At 67.5% G+C, this 23,429-nt stretch carries 21 protein-coding genes; 16 read left to right on the top strand and 5 right to left on the bottom strand.

Going from position 1 to position 23,429, the window contains the following annotated elements; genetic code table 11:
* Nucleotides 1-160 precede the first annotated feature (160 nt).
* The 8 genes from MAA8898_RS07070 (at nt 161) to MAA8898_RS07035 (ending at nt 9,627) form a co-directional block, all read left to right on the top strand.
* Complete coding sequence (locus MAA8898_RS07070; RefSeq protein WP_245853270.1) at nt 161-997, top strand: ABC transporter substrate-binding protein; 837 nt, start codon at nt 161-163, stop codon at nt 995-997.
* 117 nt (nt 998-1,114) lie between these two features.
* Nucleotides 1,115-1,927 (top strand): amino acid ABC transporter permease, encoded by an 813-nt coding sequence (locus MAA8898_RS07065; RefSeq protein WP_094020287.1) that lies wholly within the window; start codon nt 1,115-1,117, stop codon nt 1,925-1,927.
* Complete coding sequence (locus MAA8898_RS07060; RefSeq protein WP_094020286.1) at nt 1,927-2,655, top strand: amino acid ABC transporter ATP-binding protein; 729 nt, start codon at nt 1,927-1,929, stop codon at nt 2,653-2,655. Before MAA8898_RS07065 ends, MAA8898_RS07060 begins: the two co-directional genes overlap by 1 nt.
* A 139-nt stretch (nt 2,656-2,794) precedes the next feature.
* Nucleotides 2,795-4,681: an SH3 domain-containing protein gene (locus tag MAA8898_RS07055; RefSeq protein WP_141194812.1), complete on the top strand. Its 1,887-nt coding sequence runs from the start codon at nt 2,795-2,797 to the stop codon at nt 4,679-4,681.
* A gap of 43 nt (nt 4,682-4,724) precedes the next feature.
* On the top strand, nt 4,725-7,259 hold the full coding sequence (locus MAA8898_RS07050) for a DUF4384 domain-containing protein (protein WP_094020284.1): 2,535 nt from the start codon (nt 4,725-4,727) through the stop codon (nt 7,257-7,259).
* A gap of 13 nt (nt 7,260-7,272) precedes the next feature.
* Nucleotides 7,273-7,998 (top strand): OmpA family protein, encoded by a 726-nt coding sequence (locus MAA8898_RS07045; protein WP_176445089.1) that lies wholly within the window; start codon nt 7,273-7,275, stop codon nt 7,996-7,998.
* Between the two features lie 195 nt (nt 7,999-8,193).
* Nucleotides 8,194-8,658 carry a MarR family winged helix-turn-helix transcriptional regulator gene (locus MAA8898_RS07040; protein ID WP_094020282.1) on the top strand — a complete coding sequence of 155 codons (465 nt, stop codon included), beginning with the start codon at nt 8,194-8,196 and terminating at the stop codon, nt 8,656-8,658.
* A 93-nt stretch (nt 8,659-8,751) separates the two neighbouring features.
* Nucleotides 8,752-9,627, top strand: a complete 876-nt coding sequence (locus tag MAA8898_RS07035; protein WP_094020281.1) for an FkbM family methyltransferase — start codon at nt 8,752-8,754, stop codon at nt 9,625-9,627.
* Nucleotides 9,628-9,640: 13 nt separating this feature from the next.
* Here MAA8898_RS07035 and MAA8898_RS07030 read toward each other — a convergent pair whose 3' ends face one another.
* Nucleotides 9,641-10,765, bottom strand: coding sequence for a Gfo/Idh/MocA family protein (locus MAA8898_RS07030; RefSeq protein ID WP_094020280.1), 1,125 nt, complete (start codon nt 10,763-10,765; stop codon nt 9,641-9,643).
* A 139-nt stretch (nt 10,766-10,904) separates the two neighbouring features.
* Between MAA8898_RS07030 and MAA8898_RS07025 the strand changes: the two genes are divergently transcribed.
* The 8 genes from MAA8898_RS07025 to iolB all read left to right on the top strand — a co-directional run bounded on the left by MAA8898_RS07025 (nt 10,905) and on the right by iolB (nt 19,518).
* Entirely contained in the window at nt 10,905-11,936 is a 1,032-nt protein-coding gene (locus MAA8898_RS07025) for a LacI family DNA-binding transcriptional regulator (RefSeq protein ID WP_094020279.1), read from the top strand.
* A gap of 195 nt (nt 11,937-12,131) precedes the next feature.
* Nucleotides 12,132-14,033, top strand: a complete 1,902-nt coding sequence (locus tag MAA8898_RS07020; RefSeq protein WP_094020278.1) for a bifunctional 5-dehydro-2-deoxygluconokinase/5-dehydro-2-deoxyphosphogluconate aldolase — start codon at nt 12,132-12,134, stop codon at nt 14,031-14,033.
* Nucleotides 14,030-14,458: an OsmC family protein gene (locus MAA8898_RS07015; RefSeq protein WP_094020277.1), complete on the top strand. Its 429-nt coding sequence runs from the start codon at nt 14,030-14,032 to the stop codon at nt 14,456-14,458. The genes MAA8898_RS07020 and MAA8898_RS07015 overlap by 4 nt, the downstream gene beginning before the upstream one ends.
* The gene (iolD, locus tag MAA8898_RS07010; RefSeq protein ID WP_094020276.1) at nt 14,455-16,272 is read left to right on the top strand and encodes a 3D-(3,5/4)-trihydroxycyclohexane-1,2-dione acylhydrolase (decyclizing); all 1,818 of its coding nucleotides are present in this window, start codon (nt 14,455-14,457) and stop codon (nt 16,270-16,272) included. Before MAA8898_RS07015 ends, iolD begins: the two co-directional genes overlap by 4 nt.
* Nucleotides 16,273-16,364: 92 nt before the next feature.
* Nucleotides 16,365-17,264, top strand: coding sequence for a myo-inosose-2 dehydratase (gene iolE, locus MAA8898_RS07005; protein ID WP_094020275.1), 900 nt, complete (start codon nt 16,365-16,367; stop codon nt 17,262-17,264).
* A gap of 6 nt (nt 17,265-17,270) precedes the next feature.
* Nucleotides 17,271-17,498, top strand: a complete 228-nt coding sequence (locus MAA8898_RS07000; RefSeq protein WP_094020274.1) for a hypothetical protein — start codon at nt 17,271-17,273, stop codon at nt 17,496-17,498.
* Complete coding sequence (locus tag MAA8898_RS06995) at nt 17,495-18,661, top strand: phytanoyl-CoA dioxygenase family protein (RefSeq protein ID WP_094020273.1); 1,167 nt, start codon at nt 17,495-17,497, stop codon at nt 18,659-18,661. Before MAA8898_RS07000 ends, MAA8898_RS06995 begins: the two co-directional genes overlap by 4 nt.
* Before the next feature lie 32 nt (nt 18,662-18,693).
* Complete coding sequence (gene iolB / locus MAA8898_RS06990; protein ID WP_094020272.1) at nt 18,694-19,518, top strand: 5-deoxy-glucuronate isomerase; 825 nt, start codon at nt 18,694-18,696, stop codon at nt 19,516-19,518.
* A 99-nt stretch (nt 19,519-19,617) separates the two neighbouring features.
* Here the strand turns inward: iolB and MAA8898_RS06985 are convergent, their stop codons facing one another.
* The 4 genes from MAA8898_RS06985 to nudC all read right to left on the bottom strand — a co-directional run bounded on the left by MAA8898_RS06985 (nt 19,618) and on the right by nudC (nt 23,369).
* Nucleotides 19,618-21,030 (bottom strand): FAD-binding oxidoreductase, encoded by a 1,413-nt coding sequence (locus tag MAA8898_RS06985; RefSeq protein ID WP_306456391.1) that lies wholly within the window; start codon nt 21,028-21,030, stop codon nt 19,618-19,620.
* Entirely contained in the window at nt 21,027-21,821 is a 795-nt protein-coding gene (locus MAA8898_RS06980) for a DUF4198 domain-containing protein (protein WP_094020271.1), read from the bottom strand. The genes MAA8898_RS06985 and MAA8898_RS06980 overlap by 4 nt, the downstream gene beginning before the upstream one ends.
* 62 nt (nt 21,822-21,883) lie before the next feature.
* Nucleotides 21,884-22,345, bottom strand: coding sequence for an SRPBCC family protein (locus MAA8898_RS06975; RefSeq protein ID WP_094020270.1), 462 nt, complete (start codon nt 22,343-22,345; stop codon nt 21,884-21,886).
* Nucleotides 22,346-22,403: 58 nt separating this feature from the next.
* Nucleotides 22,404-23,369 carry an NAD(+) diphosphatase gene (nudC, locus tag MAA8898_RS06970; protein ID WP_094020269.1) on the bottom strand — a complete coding sequence of 322 codons (966 nt, stop codon included), beginning with the start codon at nt 23,367-23,369 and terminating at the stop codon, nt 22,404-22,406.
* Nucleotides 23,370-23,429: the final 60 nt, after the last annotated feature.

Genomic DNA, 23,429 nt, shown 5'->3' with positions numbered 1-23,429 from the left:
GGACTTTGCCGCCAAGGTGACAACGGCGCGCGCCCGCCGTCCACCGCAGAGTCGCGTTGCCACGGCGAGGCGCGCCATGGCCGCAAGACGCGATGGAAAGCCCGCCTTTTAGCGGCACAAATTGACAACCCCCGCAGACGCGGCAAATCTGGCGCCAACCATGATCCGACAGGGAACGCCGATGAAACTCGTCACCACCGCCCTTTTCGCCTGCGCCGTCGCCGCGCCGGCCTTTGCTCAGAACGACTGCGCCGCCGGCAAGACGCTGACCGACGGCACGCTCACCATCGCCACCGGCAACCCGGCCTACTACCCCTGGGTGCTGGACGACGCCCCCGAAAGCGGCAAGGGCTTCGAGGCCGCCGTCGCCTATGCCGTCGCCGCCGAGATGGGCTTTGGCCCTGATCAGGTGACCTGGGTGCGCACCTCCTTCGACCAGTCGATCCAGCCCGGCGCCAAGGATTTCGACTTCAACCTCCAGCAGTTCTCGATCACCGAGGAACGCGAACAGGTGGTCGACTTCTCTCTGCCCTACTACAGCTCGGCCATGGCCGTTCTGACCACGCAGTCGGTGGTCGACGGCGGCGCGCAGGCCACGGTCGACAGCCTCAAGACGCTGCTCTGGGGGGCGGACGCCAACACCACCGCCGTGCCGATGCTGACCGACCTGATCGGCCCGGACAAGCAGCCGATGCTCTACGGCGACAACGTCGACGTGACCGCCGCGATGCAGGCCGGCCAGATCGACGCTGCCCTGTTTGACCTGCCGACCGCGCTCTACCTTTCGGCGGTGGTGTTGGAAAACGGCGCGATCCTGGGCCAGTTCCCGCCGGAGCGCAGCGCCAACCCCGACCAGTTCGGCCTGCTGATGGAGGAAGGCAGCCCGCTCAGGGACTGCGTGAACGCCGCGCTGACCGCGCTCAAGGACAGCGGCAAGCTGGCCGAGATCGAGGCCGAGTGGCTGCAGGAGACCACCGGCGTCCCGGTCATCCAGTGACGCCGCGCCGGGGCCGCCGTGCCCCGGCCCCGGTTTCTTCTCTGCACAAATACGCCCGGGGGAGTCCCGGACAAGGTCCGGGGCGGGGGCAGAGCCCCCTCCCCTTGAAAAGGTCTCATGCCGACACGCCGCCAGGTCTTTGAAGCGCGCCAGCGCCGCCGCGCCAACCTGATCGCCGCCACCTCCACGGTGGCGGTGATCCTGGCGTTGGTCCTCCTCGTGCCGCTCGCGCCCGGATGGGACCGCGTCCAGCGCAGCTTCTTCAACGGCGAAGTGCTGGCCAAGACCTTCCCCGGCCTGCTCGAGGCCTTCCTGCTCGACATCGCCATCTTTGCCTGGTGCGCCCCGCTGATCGCCGCGCTTGGCCTTGCCATCGCCATCGCGCGGGACCTGCGCAGCCCCGCGCTCTACCCGCTGAAACTGGCCGCGGTCCTGTTCACCGACGTGTTCCGCGGCCTGCCGGTGATCCTGGTGATCTACCTGATCGGCTTCGGCATTCCCGGGCTGGGCTTGCCGCGGCCATGGAATTCACCCTACATCTGGGGCTCGCTGGCGCTGGTCCTGGTCTATGCCGCCTACGTCGCCGAGGTGATCCGTTCGGGCATCGAGTCGATCCACGAAAGCCAGCGCGCCGCCGCCCTCTCGCTGGGCCTGTCGTCGTCGGACGCGATGCGCTTTGTCATCCTGCCGCAGGCGATCCGCCGTGTCGTGCCCGCCAACATGAACCTGTTCATCGCGCTGCAAAAGGACGTGGCACTCCTGTCCTTCATCGGCCCGGTCGAGATCTTCCGCCAGGCCGGCGTCTACAAATCCCTGCTGGCGAACTTCACCCCCTATGTCGGCGCGGCGCTGATCTTTCTCGCGATCACCATTCCCGCCACCCGCTACGCCGACCACCTGATGAACCGCCAGCGCAAGGCGCGCAGCTGATGGCGACGCTGGTCCTGAAGGATATCCGCAAGAGCTTTGGCAGCAACGCCGTGCTGAACGGCATCGACCTGACGGTCGAGACCGGGCGGATGATCTGCCTGATCGGCGCGTCCGGGTCGGGCAAGTCGACGCTGCTGCGCTGCATGAACCTGCTGGAGCCGATCGACGACGGGGAAATCCTGCTGGATGGCGTCGACATCTCCGAGCCGGGGTTCGACCCGCAGCCGGTGCGCCAGCGCATCGGCATGGTGTTCCAGAGCTTCAACCTGTTCCCGCACATGACCGCGCTGGACAATGCCCTGCTGGCACCGCGCCGCATCCACGGCCAGAGCCGCGCGCAGCTGGAACCGCAGGTCGCCGCGCTGTTCGCCCGCTTCGGCCTGGCCGACCGGATGCACCACTACCCCGACCAGCTGTCAGGCGGGCAGCAGCAGCGCGTCGCCATCGTCCGTGCCCTGGCGATGAAACCTGAAATCATGCTGTTCGACGAGATCACCTCGGCGCTGGACCCCGAACTGGTGGGCGAGGTGCTGGACGTGCTGCGCCAGCTGCGCGCCGAAGGCATGACCATGGTGCTGGCAACGCACGAAATGGGCTTTGCCCGCGAACTGGCCGACGAGGTCTGTTTCCTGCACGAGGGCCGCATCCTCGAATCCGGCCCCCCGGCGCAGGTGCTGGGCGCCCCGCAGCAGGAGCGCACCCGCGCCTTTCTGTCCCGCGTTCTGTGACGGGTGGCGGGCCGTTTCGGCTGTGCTGCCCGGGGGGGTAAGGAATCCCGGGGTGGGGTTTTCCCTCGTTGACGGGAAGGCCCCTAATGACCCAACATGAAACCACTATGGGAAATAACCTTTTTTGAAAGGGACCGTCGTGCGTACCGCCGCTGCACTGGCAACACTGACCGCCGCCACGGGCCTGATGGCATTCCTGCCGTCAATCGCCCCGGCGCAGGAGTTCGTCGGTTTCGACCGGTCGAGCTTCGGCCGCGTCGTGCTCAGCCGCAACCAGGCGGCCGGTGCCGGAAACGACATCACCCTCGAAATGGCCATCGGCGATTACAACAACGAGCCGATCCTCAACTATTCCCCGAAAAGCGTGTTTGCCCGGCTGGGCCTGTCGGTCGGCCGGCTGGACATCCTGACCGACACCGGCGTCTACCCCTGCACCGCCTTCATCGTGGATGAACGGCACATCCTGACCAATCACCACTGCGTGCCCGGCATCCTCGAGAACGAGCGCGCCGGCGCCACGCGCATCGACTCGGTCATGTTCATCGCGGGCTACCGCCAGACCGGGGTCGAGGAAGGCACGCGGCGCTTCACCGTCATTCCCACGCCGGTCGAAACCTCCAAGGCACTGGATTATTCGGTGCTGGAGGTGCTGGGCGATCCCTCGGCCGAGTTCGGCAAGCTGGAACTGGCCGCCGCGGTGCCCAACGACAACGATCCCTACTGGGTGATCGGCCACCCGATGGGCGAGGCGCAGCGCATCAGCCGCGAAAAATGCCGCGCCAATGCCCCGGCGTTGTCCAATCACCAGCTGCTGCACACCTGCGACACGCTTCCGGGCAACTCCGGTTCGCCGGTGATCGACGCCAGCCTGCAAAAGGTCATCGGCCTGCATCACGCCGGGTCCAACCGCGACGCGGTGAACTATGCCATCCCGATGGTCGACATCCTGGCCGAGTCCAAGGTCCTGAAAGCCGCCTTTGCGCCCGAACCCCAGGCCCCCGACAGCAAGACCGACCAGACCGACACCGTGGTCCCGCCCTCCGTCGGCGAGGAAGAGACCGTGATCAAGATGTGCGACGCGCTCTTCGAGGAGGCCAAGGGATTCGGCCAGTGCTTTGCCTACGAGGCCTTTCTCGAGGTCTGCGGCGATCACACCTACGCGATCCTCGCCAAGTCCTACGTGGCCCGCGAATGCGATGCGCCGGACGAAACCGCCCCGGTCGTGACCCCGCCGGTGACACCGCCGGTCACGCCTCCCCCGGTTTTCACCCAGCCGCTGCGCCCCTGGTGCGACTCGACGAATCTCAACGCGACCGAACGCACGATCTGCGGCGACCGCTACCTCGCCGGGCTGGATGAAGAGATGGAAAAGGCCTACGCCAACCCCGCCCGCCGCGTCAGCGCGACCGAACAGGGCGCCTGGCGGCTGGCCACGCGGGACCGCTGCGGCGCCGACACCGATTGCCTGTCGCGCGTCATCATCGAGCGGATCACCTACCTCAAGACGCCCGACCGGACGCCGCCGCCCGCGACCGGCCACAGCTACACCATGTACGTCACCGGCACCGACCACCTGAACGTGCGTTCGGGACCGGGCGTGCAGAACGGCGTCGTCAGCCGGATCGACTTTGGCGACAAGGTCACCGTCTTCGACGAGCGCGACGGATGGAACAACGTGCGCCTGTCGAACGGCCAGACCGGCTGGGTGTCCAACCGTTACCTGGCGTCGAACAAGCCGCGCGAGCAGCCGGTCGCCCAGTGCACCGCGAAGGTCGTCAACCTGAAACCCTACACCAGCCAGACCCGCAACGACGGCTCCGGCTTTCTCAACATCCGGACGCAGGCCAGCACCCGCGGCCAGATCATCTCCGAGACCTATCTCGGCGACACTCTCAAGGTGCTGAACCAGAGCGGCAACTGGGTCCAGGTCCAGTGCCTCTCGGGACAGTGCATGAACCCCTATCGCGGCTCGGGCGGCGTCACCGGCTGGGCCTCGAAAAAGTACCTCTCCATCCGGTGCCGGTAATCTGAATTCCACCCCAAGACCTCTTTCAACAGGAGACAAAGTTATGAAACCCAATGTTCTGAAGAAGGTGAGTGTCATTGCGCTGACAACCGCCTTCGCCTTGCCCGCCGCGGCGCAGGACCAGACCAAGCTGATCGAGCCTGAAGACCTGGAGTATTCCCTGCCCGCAGACGCAACCGATTACGAGAAGGCCGCCTATGGCGTGCTTCAGAAGTATTGCTCGGACTGCCACCAGCAAGGCGCGCTGGGCGACGGACTGGAAAAGCCCAAGGCCGGTTTCGGCCACGTGCTGGACGTGCGCCGCCTGGCCCATGACCCCAAGTTCGTCAAGATCGGCGACCCCGCCAACTCCAAGCTGTACCAGGTGATCGCCGGCGGTGCGCCCGCGATGCCCGACAACTGCTGGGATCCCAGCTGCGTGCCCTCCGAGACCGAACTCAAGCAGTTGCAGGACTGGATCGTCGCGCTGGCCGACACCGCGCCCGAACCGCGCAAGTTCATCACCCTGGCCGATGAATACGCCATGGCCCATGCCGACCTTCAGGCGCAGCCGACCAACCGCCGTGACCGCATCCGCTACATCTCGATGCGGCCGATGTGGAACGATCCGGAGGTGACCGACGACAACTACCAGGCCTACCTTCACGCCACCGTCAAGCTGCTGAACGCGCTCAGCTGGAACCCGAACGTCTACAAGTTCGAAAAGGTCGACCCGCACGGCGTCCTGCTGCGCGTCTTCCTGCCGGACCTCGAATGGTCGCACGACACATGGGGCTATCTCGAGGCCGAGTATCCCTATGCCATGGTCAGCGACACCGATCCCTATCTCGGCTCCTTGCAGTCCCTGTCGGGCACCATGGTCCCGGTGATCCGCGCCGACTGGTTCACCGCGACGGCATCGGTTTCGCCGCTGTACTACGACATGCTGGGCCTGCCGGACACGGTCCAGGGGCTTGAGGCCAAGCTGAACCTCAACATGAGCAAGAACATCCTGAACGAGCAGGTCGTGCGCGCCGGCTTCCAGGACTCGGGTGTGTCGACCCACAACCGCCTGATCGAACGGCACGCCATGGGGACGGGCTTTTTCTGGACGTCCTATGACTTTGCCGGATCGAAGGGCCGTCAGAGCTTCTTCGAATACCCGCTGGGTCCGATCGACGCCTACGGCCCCGAGCTTGCGTTCGAGCATGACGGCGGCGAGTCGATCTTTACCCTGCCGAACGGCTTTCACGCCTACTACCTCAACACCGCCGATGGCGCGCGCCTGAACGTCGGCCCGACGCAGATCGTGCGCGACACCGACTATCCGGACGGCACCGGCGAGGTCGTCAACGGCATCTCCTGCATCTCGTGCCACTCCAAGGGCATGCGCTTCAACGACGATACCGTGCGCGATGTCGCCCTGAACAACCTGTCGCTGCCGCCCTCGGCACGCCAGACCATCGACGCGATCTACCCGGGCAAGGATGTCGTCAACGAGTACTTCCAGCGCGACATGGAGGCCTTCCTGGCCACGCTGGAAAGCGCGGGCATCCCTCCGGAAACCAAGGCCGCAGGTCTTGAGCCGGTGCGCGGGCTGTTCGTCTACCACGTCGACTACTTCATCAACTTCGACCAGGCCGCCAACGAACTGGGCCTGACCACCGATGACCTCCGCCGCCGCATGGCCTTTGTCGGGCATGAGATGGCCGGCCTGCTGACCCGCCTGGACGTGTCGCCGATCGCGCGGGACGAATGGACGGCCGCCTACCCTGTCCTGCTCGAGAAACTGACCGACTACCGCCCGTACAAGACGCAGTACGTCGCGACGGGCAACTACTCGCACTCGGTCAAGCAGGTGGTCAAGGGCACCGACTACGAACCGCCGGCCGCCAAGGTCGTGACGATCAAGGATGACGGCTACAAGGACGTCAAGGTCATCAAGGACGACGACTACAAGGCCGCCGACTACAAGGATCCGACCTACACCGCGCCGGACGCCAAGACCTATGTCGTGAAGGGCGACGAGCCGATCAAGACCCATGCCGACGCCAAGAAGTACGGCGACGACTACGACCCGCTTCAGCACTCGGTCACCGCGCAGAGCCATCTGACGGTCTACACCGACAAGCCTACCTACAAGGTCGGCGAAGAACTGCGGGTCTTCATCGAACCGCGCCACGACTGCCGCCTGACGCTGATCTCGATCGACGACGATCATGACAGCTGCGTCCTCTACCCCTTCCCGGGCCTCGAGGACATCGTGATCCCGGGCGGTACGCAGTACGTCTTCCCGCCGCGCGGTGCGCTGCGGACCTCCGAGCCGGGCCTCGAGACCATCCTTGCCATCTGCAACGGCGGCCAGGATGCCATCGACGCGGTGACCCGCGACACCTCCAAGGTCTCCTGCTCGGTCGGCCACCAGGCCATCGCCAAGGACCGCTACGAAAGCGTCGTGAACGAGACCCTGGTGCTGGACCTGAACGGCGACGGCAAGGACCAGAAGAAGACGGACAGCGGCGTCGACTACCGCGCCGTGTCCAAGTACAACCCCGACGTGACCAAGGCACAGATCTCGGTCGTGGTTCGGGAGTACTGAGGAGATGAGAGCGATGCGAAAGCTGACCCTGAGCGTCGCTCTCTGCCTTGGCCTGCCGGTGGCAGGCCTCGCGCAGAGCGGCGAAATCTTCATCCCCGGCCAGGACGCCGTGATCGAGTTCAAGCCCCAGCCGCAGAACCGCATGGCGGCCTGTCTGCTGGATGCCAACGCGGCCAACTGCGCCGACATCAACATCGACCCCGGCAAGCCCACGTTCGAAAGCGCCTCGCCGGACGTCCAGTTCGAAACCCTCGTGCTGGACCTCGACGAGAAAAAGGTGGTGGTGAGCACTGTACCGCCGCCGGAACCGCCCAAGTACGACGCGCCGCAGCCGCCCACCACCGGCAAGGTCGTGCTGCCCTCGGTGGCGATCACCATCGAATTCGACTACGACAGCGACCAGGTCCGCCACGACCAGCGCGCCAAGATCGACAACCTGATCGCGGCGCTGAACGACCCGGCGCTGAAAGGCACCTCCTACGCGGTCGTCGGCCACACCGACGCGGTGGGCTCCGACGGCTACAACTGCGACCTGTCGCTGCGCCGGGCCGCGTCGGTGACGCGGCTGCTGGAAGGCGCCTATGTCGGCGTGCCGCTCTACCCGGTGGGCTGGGGCGAATACGTGCTCAAGAACGAGTACGACCCCCGCGCCGCCGAGAACCGCCGCGTGACCTTCCTGCGGCTGCCCGACATTCCGGGCGCGGTGCTCCAGACCGCCACCTCGGTCTGCCAGTACTGACCCGGCGCAGGGCGGCAGTCACGCACAGCTTGACGGGCAGCGGCATCGCCGCTGCCCGTTTCCGTTGCGGGCACATGCCGTGCTGCCGCGTGCAATCCGCCAGGGCAGGGTCATTCCGGCTGTCAACGGACGGCGATTCCGGGTAGGCTTTTTCTGGGCCCCGTCATCCCACGGGCGCCGGAAGAGGTCCGCACGATGACGGATGAAGACGTGTCCACCCAGGTGACACCGCTGGAACAGTTCCTGACCTACCGGCTTGCCCGCATCCAGTCCAAGCTGACGGCCAAGGACAGCCGCATGCTGCGCGAGCTTGCCGGGATCACCTCGACGCAATGGCGCATCATCGCCATTCTCGGCTGTCACGGATTGTGCACCGCCGCACAGCTGTCCCGCATCGCCACGATGGACAAGGGCCTGATCAGCCGGACCGTCAAGTCGCTTCAGGCCGAAGGGCTGATCAGCACCACCCGCAAGGCCACCGACAACCGCGCGATGTACCTGGACCTGACCGTCGCCGGGCGCGATATCTTTGATCGCATGATGCCCCGCATGCAGGCCCGGCAGACCGCGCTGCGGGCCTACCTCGACGGGCTTCCGACCGATATGCTGAACCGCGCCTTCGACTGCCTGGAACGCGCTGCCGAGGACCCGGCGTTCTAGACCCGGACGGCAGCGGCCTCGCGGGGTGACCTCCCCGGCGAAAGGCGCTATCCAGACGCCACGCCCCCGCTTCCAGGCCCGGAGAAGACCCCGATGACGCAGGACCAGACGCTCAGGATCGGTCGCGCGACCCTGTCCCTCCCGCCCGAGCACCGGCTGCCGCGGATCATGGCGGATCACCCGCACTACGATTACCTCTACTGGAACATGATCCGCGCGATCCTGGCCGACAACGCGATCGCCGACGGGCCGCTGATCGACATCGGCGCCAATGTCGGCGACACGATCTGCCACTTTCGCCGCTTTTCCAACGGGCCGGCCTGGGGCATCGAACCGGACCCCGGCTATTTCGCCTACCTCGCGCGGAACATGGCGCAGTTCGACGACATCCGCCTGAGCCATGCCATCGCCGCGCCGGACGCGGCGCAGAACCGGGTCAGGCTGAGTGTCCAGCACGGCACCGGCTCCTCCTCGCTGGATGACGAGGCGGCCGAGGTCTACCTGGGCGACCGCGTGTCGCCGCAGGAGATCGTGGCGGCGCTGACGCCGCAGACCGTGCTGAAATCAGACACCGACGGCTTTGACGGACGGATCATCCGCACGGTGACCGAGCTGATGGCGCAGGGCCGGGTCCGGCCAGCCGTCATCGCCTTCGAAGGGCCGACGCGGCAGCAGACCGAGCGGGGCGAGACCGACAGCCACCTTGGCGCGCTGCACCGGCTGCAACAGCTGGGTTATCGGGTGCACCTGCTGACCAACACCGGGCTGCCGGTCGGCACGGTTGGCAGCAGCGCCAGCGCGCTGGACCTGATGTTTGCGGCGCACCGCACCACCCTGCTGGCCGGACAGATGATGTGCCCCTATCTGGATTTCATCTGCGTCGCGCCCGGGCTGGGGGCGAACGCGCTGTTCCACCCGCCCCGCGTGGCCAAGGCGCTCTGGGCGGACATCCACCGCCCCGATCCCTGAGCCGGGGACAGCGTCACAGGGTGATGCGGGCGCACCCCTGCCGGGCGCTGTCGGCGATGGCGTGGATCACACGCTCAAACCCCAGCGCATCCGGCATCGACGGGTAGCATTGCGCACCGTCGCGGATCGCGGTCAGCAGGTCGGCGGCCTCGATGGTCTTGAGATCCGCAAAGCCCAGCTGGTGCCCCGGCGCCGGGACAAAATTGCCAAAGGGCGGATGGTCCGGCCCGGTCAGGATGGTGCGGAACCCCTGTTCGGCCTTCGGCCCCTCGTTCAGGTAGACCTGAAGTTCGTTCATCCGCTCCTGCGCGAAACAGATCATGCCCTTGGTGCCGTGCACCTCCCAGTCGAGCTTGTTCTTGCGGCCCCAGGCCGAGCGCGAGGTCGAGATCGAGCCATGCGCGCCGCTGGCAAAGCGCAGCAGCGCCGTCGCCGTATCCTCATTCTCGACCGCCGCGCGGCCAGAACCGTCCGGCAGGGGGCGGGTCTCATGGATGATCTGGGTATCGGCGACGAGGCTTTCGATCGGCCCGGCCAGCCCCACCACCATCGACACCAGGTGACAGCCCAGGTCGCCCAGCGTGCCCAGGCCCGCGTCCTTCAGCCGCGCGCGCCAGGTCCAGGCGAGGTCGGGATCGGCCTGGTAATCCTCGTCGACCCAACCGCGCACATGCACCACGCGGCCGATCCGGCCCTCGTCGATCAGCTTTTTCGCGTGCAGGTAGGCCGGGTTGCGGATGTAGTTGTAGCCGACCATCGTGGCCGTCCCGGCGGCCCGCGCGGCTTCGGCCATCTCCTCGGCCTGGGCCAGGGTCAGCGCCATGGGCTTTTCGCACCAGACATGTTTGCCCGCCCGCAGCGCGGCGCAGGCCATCTCGTGGTGCAGGTTGTTCGGCGTGGTGATCGAAACGACATCGACGCGGGGATCGGCGACCAGCGCGCGCCAGTCGTCGGTCGCCCGGGCAAAGCCGAATTGCGTCGCCATCTCCGCGGCCTTCTGCGCCGGGGTGTCGCACAGCAGCTCCAGCCGCACCTCCGGCAGGTCACGCCCCATGACCGCCCGCACCGCGCGCCAGGCCAGGGCATGCGTCTTGCCCATGAAACCCGTCCCGATCAGCCCGATTCCCAGTTCCGGCATGGCGTCCTCCCCCAATGTCATCGCGATCCCTAGCCAAACCTGCCGGAAAACCACAAGGATTCGTCACCGGAAGGATTGGAATCCTCTCATTTTCCCGCAATGTGAGGCAAAGCCTTCTCTCAGACTTGCAGGTTCCCTCATGGCCAAACGTCCGACGATCACCGACTTGGCCCGCGAATCCGGGGTCAGTGTTGCCACGGTGGACCGCGTCCTGAACGGCCGCGCCAAGGTGCGCGAGGAAACCGCGCGGCGTGTCTACGAGGCGGCGCAGCGCATCGGCTACCATGCCGCCGCGCTGATCGGGCAGCGCATGTTCGCGGACCTGCCCGAGGTGCGGTTCGGCTTTGTCTTTCCCAAGGCCCGGCAACCGTTCTGGCAGGACGTGGCCCGCGCGATGGAGGCGGCGGTGGCGCGCGCACCCGGCATCCGCGGCCGAATGCGTGTGGAATTCGCCCCCTCGCAAAGCCCCGGCGACATCGCCGGGCTGATGCTGGACCTGGCCCGCGACAGCGACGCCATCGCCGCCTCGGCGGTCAACCACGTGCAGATCACCGACACGGTGAGCCAGTTGCAGGCGCGCGGCATTCCCTGCTTTGCCATGCTGAACGATTACGCGCAGGGCGTCCGGCAAAGCTATATCGGCCTCAACAACATGAAGGCCGGGCGGATCGCGGCGCACATGATGCTGAAGGCGGTGGCGCGTCCGGGCAAGCTGGCGGTCTTTGTCGGCGGCTACCGCTGGCACGGGCACGAACTGCGCGAAACCGGCTTTCGCAGCTATTTCCGCGAATACGGGCCGGACTTCGCCGTGCTCGACACCATGGTGAACCTCGAGACGCGGCAACTGACCTACGAAACGACGCTGGAACTGCTGCAACGCCATCCCGACCTGCGCGGCCTCTACTGCGCCGGCGGCGGGATGGAGGGGGCTATCGCCGCGCTGCGCGAGGTGCGCGCGCCCGGGCAGGTGGCGATGATCCTGCACGAGCTGATCCCCGAATCCCGCGCCGCCCTGGCCGACCGCTATGCCGAGATGGCGATCGCCACCCCGCTGGAGAAGCTGTGTACCGACACCGTCGCGCTGATGGTCGAAGCGACGCGGCTACAGTCCCCACCGACCCCGGGACAGCACTTTCTGCGGCCCGACCTCTACCTGCCGGAGTCGGTGTGAGTCCGCCGACCGATGGTGTTTCCTCTCAAAGAGCTCAGGACATGACTTGCCCACCCTCTCAAAATCTTTCACGAATGAAAGGAAGCAAGTGGCGGGGAATTGACCGCCGCCCCTCTCCCGCCACAGGTTTGCGCCACCACGCGCCCCACCGGGGAGGAAGGCGCGTTTCTCGACGTTCCGGAAAGGTTTGACGGCATGGGCAAGACCCTGGATGTGATCACCATTGGCAGGTCGTCGGTCGACCTCTACGGCGCGCAGGTCGGCGGGCGGCTCGAGGACATGGCGAGCTTCAACAAGTACATCGGCGGATCCCCCACCAACATCGCGGCGGGCACCGCCCGGCTGGGGCTGAAATCGGCGCTGATCACCCGCGTCGGCGACGAGCACATGGGCCGCTTCATCATCGAGGAACTGCGCAAGGAAGGCGTCGACACGCGCGGCATCGTCACCGACCCCGAGCGCCTGACCGCGCTGGTGCTGCTGGGCATCCGCGACCAGTCGCAGTTTCCGCTGATTTTCTACCGCGAGAATTGCGCCGACATGGCGCTGTGCGAGGACGACATCGACCCGGCCTTCATCACCCAGGCGCGCGCGGTCGTGGCCACCGGCACGCACCTGTCGCACCCCCGGACCGAGGCGGCGGTGCTCAAGGCGCTGAGTATCGCCCGCGAAAACGGCATGTTGACCGGGCTCGACATCGACTACCGGCCCAATCTCTGGGGCCTGGCCGGGCACGGCGCGGGCGAGGAACGCTTTATCGCCTCGGACAAGGTCACGGCCAAGTTGCAGGCCACGCTGCACCTGTTCGACCTGATCGTCGGCACCGAGGAAGAGTTTCACATCGCCAGCGGCACCACGGACACGATCCAGGCGCTGCGCGCCGTGCGCGCGGTGTCCGCCGCGACGCTGGTGTGCAAGCGGGGGCCGATGGGCGCGGTCGCCTTCACCGGCGACATCCCCGACACGCTGGACGAGGGCCAGAGCGGTCCGGGCTTTCCGATCGAGGTGTTCAACGTGCTGGGCGCGGGCGATGGTTTCATGTCGGGGCTGCTCAAGGGCTGGCTGACCGGGCAGGACTGGCCCACCGCGCTGACCTACGCCAATGCCTGCGGCGCCTTTGCCGTGTCGCGGCACGGCTGCACCCCGGCCTACCCGTCCTGGACGGAGCTGCAATTCTTCCTGAAACGCGGAGTCAGGGAAAAGGCGCTGCGCAAAGATACCGAGCTGGAACAGGTCCACTGGGCGACCAACCGCAAGGGTGACTGGTCCACCATGCGGGTCTTTGCCTTTGACCACCGGATGCAGTTGGAAGAGCTTGACGGCGCGACCCCGGCGAAGATCGGCCAGTTCAAGACGCTGTGCCTGGAGGCCTGCGCGCAGGTGGCGGACGGGCGGCCCGGCTATGGCCTGCTGTGCGATTCCCGCCTGGGGCGCGATGCGCTGTATCAGGCCGCCGGGCGCGGTCTCTGGATCGGCCGCCCGGTGGAATGGCCCGGCTCGCGCCCGCTGATGCTGGAGCCTGAGATCGGGCCGGATTTCGGCGGGCTGAACGAATGGCCGCTGGAACACGTGGTAAAGGTGCTGTGCTTTGCCCACCCGGACGACGACGCGGCCACCTGGGCGCACCAGGAGGAAACCGTCCTGCGGCTGTTCCACGCCGCGCGACGCAACCGGCTGGAATTCCTGCTGGAGGTGATCCCGTCCAAGGTCGGACCCGTGGACGACGACACCACCGCGCAGGTCATCCGCCGCTTCTACGACATCGGCGTGACCCCCGACTGGTGGAAGCTGGAGCCGATGCAGAGCGATGCCGCCTGGACCGCAACCGTCCAGGCCATCGAGGAGAATGACCCCCACACACGCGGGATCGTGGTGCTGGGCCTCGCCGCCGCCGAGGACGCGCTCAGGGCCAGTTTTGCGGTCGCCGCGAAATACCCGCTGGTCAAGGGCTTTGCCGTCGGCCGGACGATCTTTGGCGATGCGGCCCGGGTCTGGATGACCGGCGGGATCACCGATGGCGAAGCCGTCGAACAAATGCGGGACACCTATGCACGTCTCTGCGGCTACTGGGATATCGCACGGAGGATTTCGGAATGAGCAGACACGTCGGCGTCACCTTTTCCCCGGTCTCGGGCACCGGTGCCGGGCTGGGCCACACGGAAACCGGGCACGCCGTGATCGCCGACCGGCCGCAGGGCAAGGTCGGCGGCACGGGCCTGGGGCTGAACGGCGCCGAACTGCTGGCCTCGGCGCTGGGCGGCTGCTTCTGGAACGACCTGCATTATGTCGCCGCCGAACGGTCGGCGGCGGTGCGCGTCGTTACTGTCAAGGCCGAGGTCGAGCTGGCCGGAACCCCGATGCGGATCGTCCGCGCCAGGATCGCAGCGCGGCTGGACGGACCCGACGCCGCCGCCTGCCAGGATGTGTTCGACCGCGCACGTGAAACCAGCACCGTCGCCAATTCACTGACCGGCGCGCTTGCCATTTCCTTTGAACGACTGACCAGCGGGGACACCAAATGACCACGATCCGACTGACCGCCGCGCAGGCGATGGTGCGCTATCTCTCGGCGCAGATGAACGAGGACGGCGAAAGGTTCCTCGCGGGCTGCTGGGCGATCTTTGGCCACGGCAACGTCGCCGGCCTGGGCGAGGCGCTGTACGGCGTGCGCGACACCCTGCCCACCTACCGGGGCCACAACGAGCAGACCATGGCGCACGCCGCCATCGCCTATGCCAAGCAGTCGCAGCGCAAGCGGGCGATGATGGTCACCTCTTCCATCGGGCCGGGCGCGACAAACATGGTCACCGCCGCCGCCCTGGCGCATGTCAACCGCCTGCCCGTACTGCTGGTGCCCGGCGATGTCTTTGCCCATCGCGGCCCGGACCCGGTGTTGCAGCAGGTCGAGGATTTCGGCGACGGCACGGTGTCCGCCAACGACTGTTTCCGCCCCGTGTCGCGCTACTTTGACCGGATCACCCGGCCGGAACAGCTGCTGACCGCCCTGCCCCGCGCCTTGGCGACATTGACCGACCCGGCGCAATGCGGCCCGGTCACGCTGGCCTTTTGCCAGGACGTGCAGGCCGAGGCGCATGACTACCCCGCACAGTTCTTCGCGCCGCGCACCTGGTACATGCGCCGCATCCGCCCCGATCACCACGAATTGCACCGCGTGGTGGAAAAGATCCGCGCGGCGAAACGCCCGGTCATCGTCGCCGGGGGCGGCGTGCACTACTCGGACGCCTGCCACGACCTGCAAAGCTTTGCCGAGGCGCACAACATCCCCGTGGTCGAGACGCAGGCCGGCAAGTCCGCGCTCGCCTGGGATCACCCGCTGAACCTGGGGCCGGTCGGCGTCACCGGCGCGGGTTCGGCCAATGCCCTCTGTGCCGAGGCCGACCTGGTGCTGGGCGTCGGCACGCGGTTCCAGGATTTCACCACCGGGTCGTGGTCGGTCTTCCCCAAGGCGACGCTGGTCAGCCTGAACGTCAACGCCTACGACGCGGTGAAACACGGCGCGCTGCCGCTGCAATCGGACGCAAGGACCGGGCTGACCGAACTGGCGCTGGAACTGTCGTCCTACCGGGCCGAGGATGCCCCCGAGGGCCTCAAGGCCGACTGGTTCGCCAAGGTCGACCCGCTGACCGACGCGCCCAGGGACGGCAACGCCCTGCCGACCGACATGCAGGTGATCGGCGCGGTGCAGCGCGCCTCCGGCCCCGACACCGTGGTGATGTGCGCCGCCGGCACCATGCCGGGTGAGCTGCACAAGCTGTGGAAGGCCCCGCGCCCCGGCGCCTACCACATGGAATACGGTTTCAGCTGCATGGGCTACGAGATCGCCGGCGCCATGGGCATCAAGATGGCCCAGCCGGACCGCGACGTGGTCTGCTTTGCCGGCGACGGCACCTACATGATGGCCAACTCCGAACTGGCCACCGCCGTCATGATGGGGATCAAGTTCACGCTTGTCATCACCGACAACCGCGGTTTCGGCTGCATCAACCGGCTTCAAATGGGCACCGGCGGGGCCGAGTTCAACAACCTGCTGGACCATGCGGTACACAAGACCCCGTCGAACATCGACTTTGCCGCCCACGCGGCCTCGATGGGGGCTGCGGCGGTGCATGTCACCTCGATCGCCGAACTGGAGGACGCGCTGGCCCGCGCCAAGCAGGCCGACGGCCCCTTTGTCGTGGTCATCGACACCGACCCCTACCCCAGCACGCCGCACGGCGGCTGCTGGTGGGAGGTGGCGGTGCCCGAGGTGTCCGAGCGCGCCGAGGTGACCGCGAAACGCAAGGCCTACGAGGCCGCGCTCAAGGCCCGGACCTGAGCAGATACGGCCGGCCGGATACCCCGGCCCGCCCCCGACCCAAACGACCAACCGCCGCCCAACCCCGGCGCGCGCAACGAAAGCAAGAGACCATGAGCGTCAAGATCGGCATTTCCCCCATCGCCTGGCAGAACGACGACCTGCCGGACCTCACCGCCGCCTACACGATGGAGCAGGCGCTGCAGGAAAGCCGCGAGATCGGCTATACCGGCGTCGAGCGCGGCCAGCGCATGCCGCATGACACCGAGGGGCTGCGCGCCTACCTCGAGAATTACGACATCGCGCTCTGCGGCGGCTGGTGTTCCGGCAACCTGCTGGTCAACGACGTGGCACAAGAGATCGAAGCCGTGCGCCAGCAGGTCGACCAGTTCATCGCGCTGAACAGCCCCTGCATCGTCTACGCCGAATGCTCGAACACCGTGCAGGGCCAGATCGGCACCCCCGTGAACAACCGCCCCAAGCTGAGCCGCGACGAAGTCACCGCCTATGCCGCCAAGCTGTCGGAACTGGCCAGGTGGATGGCCGACCGGGGGATGCCGATGGCCTACCATCACCACATGGGCTCGATCATCGAGGATGAGGACGATGTGAACTGGCTGATGGAGGGCGCTTCCCCCGAGGTCAGCTTGTGCTTTGACACCGGGCACCTGCTGTTCGGCGGTGGCGACGTGATGGCGACGCTGGACCGCTGGTCGCACCGTGTGCGCCACGTCCACTTCAAGGACATCCGCCCCGAGATCGTCACGGACGTGCGCGCGAACGACCGCAGCTTTCTCGACGCGGTGATCGCGGGGGCCTTCACCGTGCCCGGTGACGGCTGCATCGACTTCCTCGCCGTGGCGCAGAAACTCAAGGCGATGGACTACAACGGCTGGATCGTGGTCGAGGCCGAGCAGGACCCGGCCAAGGCCCCGCCCTACGAGTACTCGAAGAAAGGCTACCAGCACATCCTGTCGGTCTGCGCGCAGGCTGGCCTGACGGTCGAGGGCTGAGCGCGGATGAAAGACGCCTTCGACGTCCAGCACCCGTTCTTCCTGCCGCTCTGGCGGCGGATCGTGACCGTGGCGGCCTGCCTCGGCTGGGCGGTCGTCGAACTCAGCGGCGGCAATGTCTTCTGGGCGATCCTCTTCGCCGCCCCCGGCATCTGGTGCGCCCACCAGTTCTTCATCGCCTTCGACGAGGAAGGCATCCGCCAGAAGCTGAAGGACAAGGAGGACCCGTCATGAAGGACGCGGTGTATTTCGATGTGGCCTCCTGCGACCTGGCCGAGTTCGCCCGGCTGACCGGCCAGACGCTGCGCCTGTCGGACCTGCGGTTCGCCGCGGCGGTCGAGCACAACGTGCCGGTCTACGACGTGCCCGCCCTCCAGGCCGTGCTGGGCGACCCGGTGCAGCGCCGGGCGCTGCTGGCCGAATGGGGCCATGTTCTGGGCCTGTCGGCCGGTGTGCTTGTGCTGAAGACGGCCTATGCCGACACCGCGCCCATCGACACGGCCACCGCGCTCTTTGACCGCATCATCGACCGGGAAAAGGCCGCCGGAGTTGGCGCCGGGGACCATTTCGCCAAGGCCGGCGCCAATGCCCGCATCTGGAACGCGCTGCAAAAGCACTGCCTCGAAGACCCGCGGGCCTTTGCCCTCTACTACGGCAACCCGGCCATCGCCGCGGTCTGCGAGGCCTGGCTCGGCCCGTTCTACCAGGTGACCGCGCAGGTCAACCTGGTCCGCCCCGGCGGGCAGGCGCAGACCGCGCACCGCGACTATCACCTCGGTTTTCAGACCGCCGAAGTGGCCGCGCGCTTCCCGGCGCATGCGCATGACCTGTCGGCGGTGATGACCCTGCAAGGCGCCGTCGCGCATTGCGACATGCCGGTCGAAAGCGGCCCGACCAAGCTCTTGCCCTTCTCGCAACTCTACCGCCCCGGCTACATGGCCTATCGGCGCGACGATTTCCGCGACCACTTCGAAGCGCATAGCATCCAGCTGCCGCTGGCCAAGGGCGAAGCGGTGTTCTTCAACCCCGCGCTGTTCCACGCGGCGGGCGAGAACCGCAGCCCCGACATCCAGCGCATGGCCAACCTGTTGCAGGTCTCCTCGGCGCTGGGCCGCGCGATGGAATCGATCGACCGCAGCGCCATGTGCCGCGCGCTCTATCCCGTCCTGCAGGACCTGCGCGCCGCAGACCTGATGGACGATGCCGAAACCGCCGCTGCCATCGCCGCGACCGCCGAAGGCTATGCCTTCCCCACCAATCTCGACAGCGACCCGCCACTGGGCGGCCTCGCTCCGGAAACCCAGGCGGCGCTGTTCCACCGCGCCCTGTCCGAAGGCTTCACGGCGCAGGCCTTCAACGCGGCGCTCGACGCCCAGGACAGGCGCCGCCGGCCCTGACCGGCGATGCCCCGCGACGAAAGGAAAGAGCCATGACCCAGCTTCTGCGCAAACCCTCCGGCACCTCCGGCAAGGTTCACGACGTGACCATCGAAAACGCCCGCACCTCGGAAAGCCCGGACTGGAACCACGTCGGCTTCCAGCTCTGGCGGCTCGGCCCGGACGGCCATGCCGAAGGCCGGACCGGCGCTCTGGAGGCCATCCTGGTGCTGGTCGAGGGCAAGGCCCATGTCAGCTGCACCGGTCATGACTTCGGCGAATTGGGCGACCGGATGAGCGTCTTTGACCGCATCCCGCCGCACGCGGTCTACATTCCCCGCGGCAGCGACTGGACCGTCACCGCCACCACCGACTGCACGCTGGCGGTCTGCACCGCGCCGGCCAGCGCAGACTACCCGGCCGCGCAACTCGGCCCCGAGGGGATCGGCCTCGTGACCCGTGGCAAGGGCGCCAACACCCGGCACATCCACAACATCGCCATGGAGGACCGCGACGTCGCCTCCGCGCTATTGGTGACCGAGGTCTACACCCCGTCCGGAAACTGGTCCTCCTACCCGCCGCACCGGCATGACGAGGACGATTTCCCGAACATGACCTACCTCGAAGAGACCTATTACCACCGGCTGAACCCGGCGCAGGGCTACGCGCACCAGCGGGTCTTCACCGAGGACGGAACGCTGGACGTGACCATGTCGGTGTCCGACCATGACGTGACGCTGGTCCCGAAAGGCCACCACCCCTGCGGCGCGCCCTATGGCTATGATCTCTATTACCTCAACGTCATGGCCGGCCCGCTGCGCAAATGGCGCTTTCGCAACCACCCCGATCACGACTGGATCGCCCGGCGCGACGCCTGAGGCGACCGGCCCGGCAGGCCGCACCACATCGCCACAGGCGGCCCGAGGGTCCTGCCGGAGGCGGGACCCGAGATACCCTGTGCGCCGCAGGCGCGCCGCTCAGTCCGGCACCACCTTGCCGGGGTTCAGGATGTTGTCCGGATCGAGCGCCCGCTTGATCGCCCGCATCATGTCCAGCGCCACCGGGTCCTTGCGCCGCGCCATGGAGGGCCGCTTGACCAGCCCGACCCCATGCTCGGCCGAGAACGACCCGCCCAGCGCGACCACCACGTCCTCGACCGCCTCCATCAGGGCCTGCCTGTGCCCTGCGGAATCGTGACCCATCTGCACGCAGTAGTGCACGTTGCCATCGCCCAGGTGGGCGACAACCGCCAGGCGGCCGTCCGGGTCCATCCGGGCGACCACGGCATCGGCCCGTTCGAGAAACTCCTGCACCTTGTCCAGTGGCACCGCCACGTCGCAGCCCATCACCGGGCGGCGGGAATAGGTCACCTCGGCTGCCGCCTCGCGGCGCGCCCACATCTCGGCGCGTTGCGCCTCGTTCCGGGCGACAACCGCATCCAGCACGGCGCCCTCTTCCAGCATCTCGCCCAGCACCTGCTCCAGGTAGCCGGCCAGCGGCACCTGCCCGTCGGGCCCCGGCGCAACATCACGCGCCGCCGTGGCGGCCAGTTCCACGAGGATGTTCACCTCATGCTCGGCATCGAAGGGCGGGCGCGTGTCGGGATGCAGCCGGTCATAAAGCGCGAGGTAGCTGGCGGGCATGTATTCAAACGCCTCGACCGCGCCGCCGGTGACATCCTGCAACCGGTTCAGCACCCCCAGCGCCGCCGACACGAAGGGCACGGCCACCATCGCGGTGGCCCGCGCGCCGGGGGCGGGCACCAGTTTCAGCACCGCGCGGGTGATGATGCCCAGCGTCCCCTCGGAGCCGATCAGCAGATGCCGCAGGTCGTAGCCGGTGTTGTTCTTGTGCAGTTCCGACATCAGGTTCACCACGCGCCCGTCCGCCAGCACCGCCTCCAGCCCCAGCACCAGGTCGCGCGTGTTGCCATGGCGCAGCACGTTCGACCCGCCCGCGTTCGTCGCCAGCAGCCCGCCAATGCGCGCCGATCCCCGCGCCCCAAAGGTCATCGGGAAACTCAGCCCCTTGTCGGCGGCAGCGGCATGCAGGTCGCTCAGGATCACCCCGGCCTGCACCACGGCCAGCCGCGCCTCGGGGCGGATCTGCTCGACCCGGTTCATCCGGTCGAGCGACAGCATCACCGCGCCCTCGGCATAGGTCCCGCCCGACACGCCGGTGTTGCCCGACACCGGCACCACCGCCACGCCCGTAGCAGCGGCCAGCCTGACGACCTCCGAAACCTCGGCCGTCGACCGGGGCCGCGCCACGCACAAGGGCGTCCAGGCATAGCCCCCGGTCCAGTCGTGCGACCAGGCGGCCATGTCGTCGCCCGTCCGCAGGCCGGCATCGCCCAGCAGCGCCCGCAGCGATGCGAGAAGATCACTCACCGAGGCACCGCGAAGGTCAGCGAGGCCCAGAGGCTTTCCCAGGCCGGATCGGTCTCGGCCATGACTTCACGTTCCAGCATGACCACCGCGTCCACGAGGTAGAAGTTGCCGGGGCTCACATCGACCACCGCGCGCCCCTCGGCATCGGTGCGGTAGAGGCGAATGGCCACCTCGCCCGCCGCGTTGCGCTCAAACAGTTCGACCTGCACGTCGGCGCGCGGCGTGCCCTGGTAGAGCACCTGCACCGGCAAGCCGCCGGAGAGGTCGTCGGTGTAGGGGTTGGCCAGCGCCACGATCTCGGTCAGCAGCCCCACCTCGCGGTCCGCGCCCGCACCGTCACCCACGGCGACAAGGCTCTTGGCATGGCGCGAATAGCGTTCCTGCACCCGCTCCTGGCCCAAGCCGCGCTCCAGGTGCCGGTCGATCGCCCAAGTGAAATCCTTGTGCGTGCAGAAGTTCACGAACAGCTCCCACTCGCGGTAGATCAGGCTGTAGTCGCGCGTCACATGCACGATGGTGACAAGGCCGGTGCCCGAAGGCACCATGTTCAGCGCCGGGCGATCACCGGCGCGGCCCTTGACCGTCTCGACCCCGTCACCCGTGACCAGATCGAAGCGGGTGAAGTTCAGCTCGTTGTAGCTGTATTTCGCGCCCTTCAGCTCGCTGCCGACCAGGATGTCGGCGACGATGGGCGCGCCCTCGGCGTAGTCGAAGGCCTGCGGTTCGATCCAGAACTCATGCGCCGCCAGCGGCGTCGCAAGAAAAACCAGCGCTGCAATCAGCGATTTCATCGGGCGGTCCTCCAGATCACACTACGGCACAACCTAGCGCCGCCCGCGCGGGCCGCAATGGGTCAGGCGCCGCTGCGCAGGCGCGCCTCGAGCCCGGCGGCCAGGTCGGCCATCCGCTTGCGGAACCGCTTGTCCATCCCGCCCTTGGCCAGCTTGAGCGACTGCACCAGCAGACGCGCCGACAGGGTCTTGGGCACCAGGACGGAGGTCACGTTGATCCGGGTCCGGTTCGGCGACAGGGCGACCACGTCCAGCGTGAAATCGACCTCCAGCCCGCCGGTGCGGCTGTGAAAGACCATGCGGTCCGGGCGGTCGAACTCGGTCAGGGTGATGTCGGCCTCACGCAGGCGGCCGCGAAAGCGGAAACTCACCTTCCAGGCCATGCCCGCGCCGGGACCCTCGGCCACGCGGGCCACCTCGGCCCCGCGCCGCATCGCCTGCCGTTCGATCAGGTCGAAATCCGCCATGGCGGCAAAGACCCGCTCCTGCGGGGCCTCGATGTCTTCGCGTGCACTAAGTTCCATCTGCCTGCTCTCGCCTTTTCGAGGTGTTGTTGCGGCGCACTCTAGCGCAACAGGCAGGTCAGTCCAGCCGGTCCGCCATCCAGTTGCGCAGCATGAAATGCGCAATAGCGCCTTTCCGGGCCGGCAACAGGCCCTGACGCAGCCCCGCCGCGGCCTCGGCCAGGTCCTCGCGCGTCACCCAGACCGCATCCTCCAGCTCGGCCGGGTCGATCCTGATCTCGTCGGTCAGCGCCTCGCCCTGGCAGCCGAACATCAGCGAGGCCGGAAAGGCCCAGGGCTGGCTGGCCAGGTAGCGCACGCGGCCGACGCGGACGCCCGCCTCTTCCCAGACCTCGCGGCGCACCGCCGCCTCGATCGTCTCGCCCGGCTCGACAAAACCGGCGAGGCAGGAATACATCCCTTCGGGCCAGTTCGCCGACCGGCCCAGCAGGCAGCGGTTGCCACGCGTGATCAGCATGATGACCACCGGGTCGGTGCGCGGGAAATGGTGCCCGCCGCAGGCGGGGCAGATGCGCTGCCAACCCGCCTGGTGCAGGTCGGACTCGGCGCCGCAGCGGGCGCAAAACCCGTGCGTGGCGTGCCAGCCGTGCAGCGCCTTGGCGGTCGAGGCCAGCTCGGCATCGCGCGGCGTCAGGCGCGTCATGATCTTGCGCAGCTCGGCAAAGCCGCCCTCCGGGCAGGCGGGATGGCTGTATTCGCTGGGATCGAGGAAAGACGCCGCCTGCGCCGCGTCGAAATCCGCCGGCGTCCAGCCGGAAATGTCGTGCGAAAAGACCGCCGCCCCGTTCTCGCGCCCCAACAGCAGCGGCGGCCCGCCCGCCTCGGCCAGCAGCGGATGGTTCAGCGGCAGGCGCATGAGGTCCAGAACCCCTTCCCCCGAAACCAAAGGCTTGCCACGCCAGATCAGCACCGTGCGCGCCGCCGGGTCCTGCATGGCCGCCGCCAGCGCGGGGACGTCGCCGCGCAACTCCGCCGCCCGGTCCAGCCCCGACCCCCCGAATGTCACCTCTTCCGCATGCCGCATGGCCCCTGCCCCTCCTGTCAGCCGTTGTGCATGCTTTGCCCACGATCCCGGCGAATGGCA

The organism is Antarctobacter aquimaris (assembly GCF_900184945.1).
GTDB lineage: Bacteria > Pseudomonadota > Alphaproteobacteria > Rhodobacterales > Rhodobacteraceae > Maliponia > Maliponia aquimaris.
Note: the sequence above shows the minus strand (reverse complement) of the source record. Positions and strands in the feature narration are given on the sequence as shown.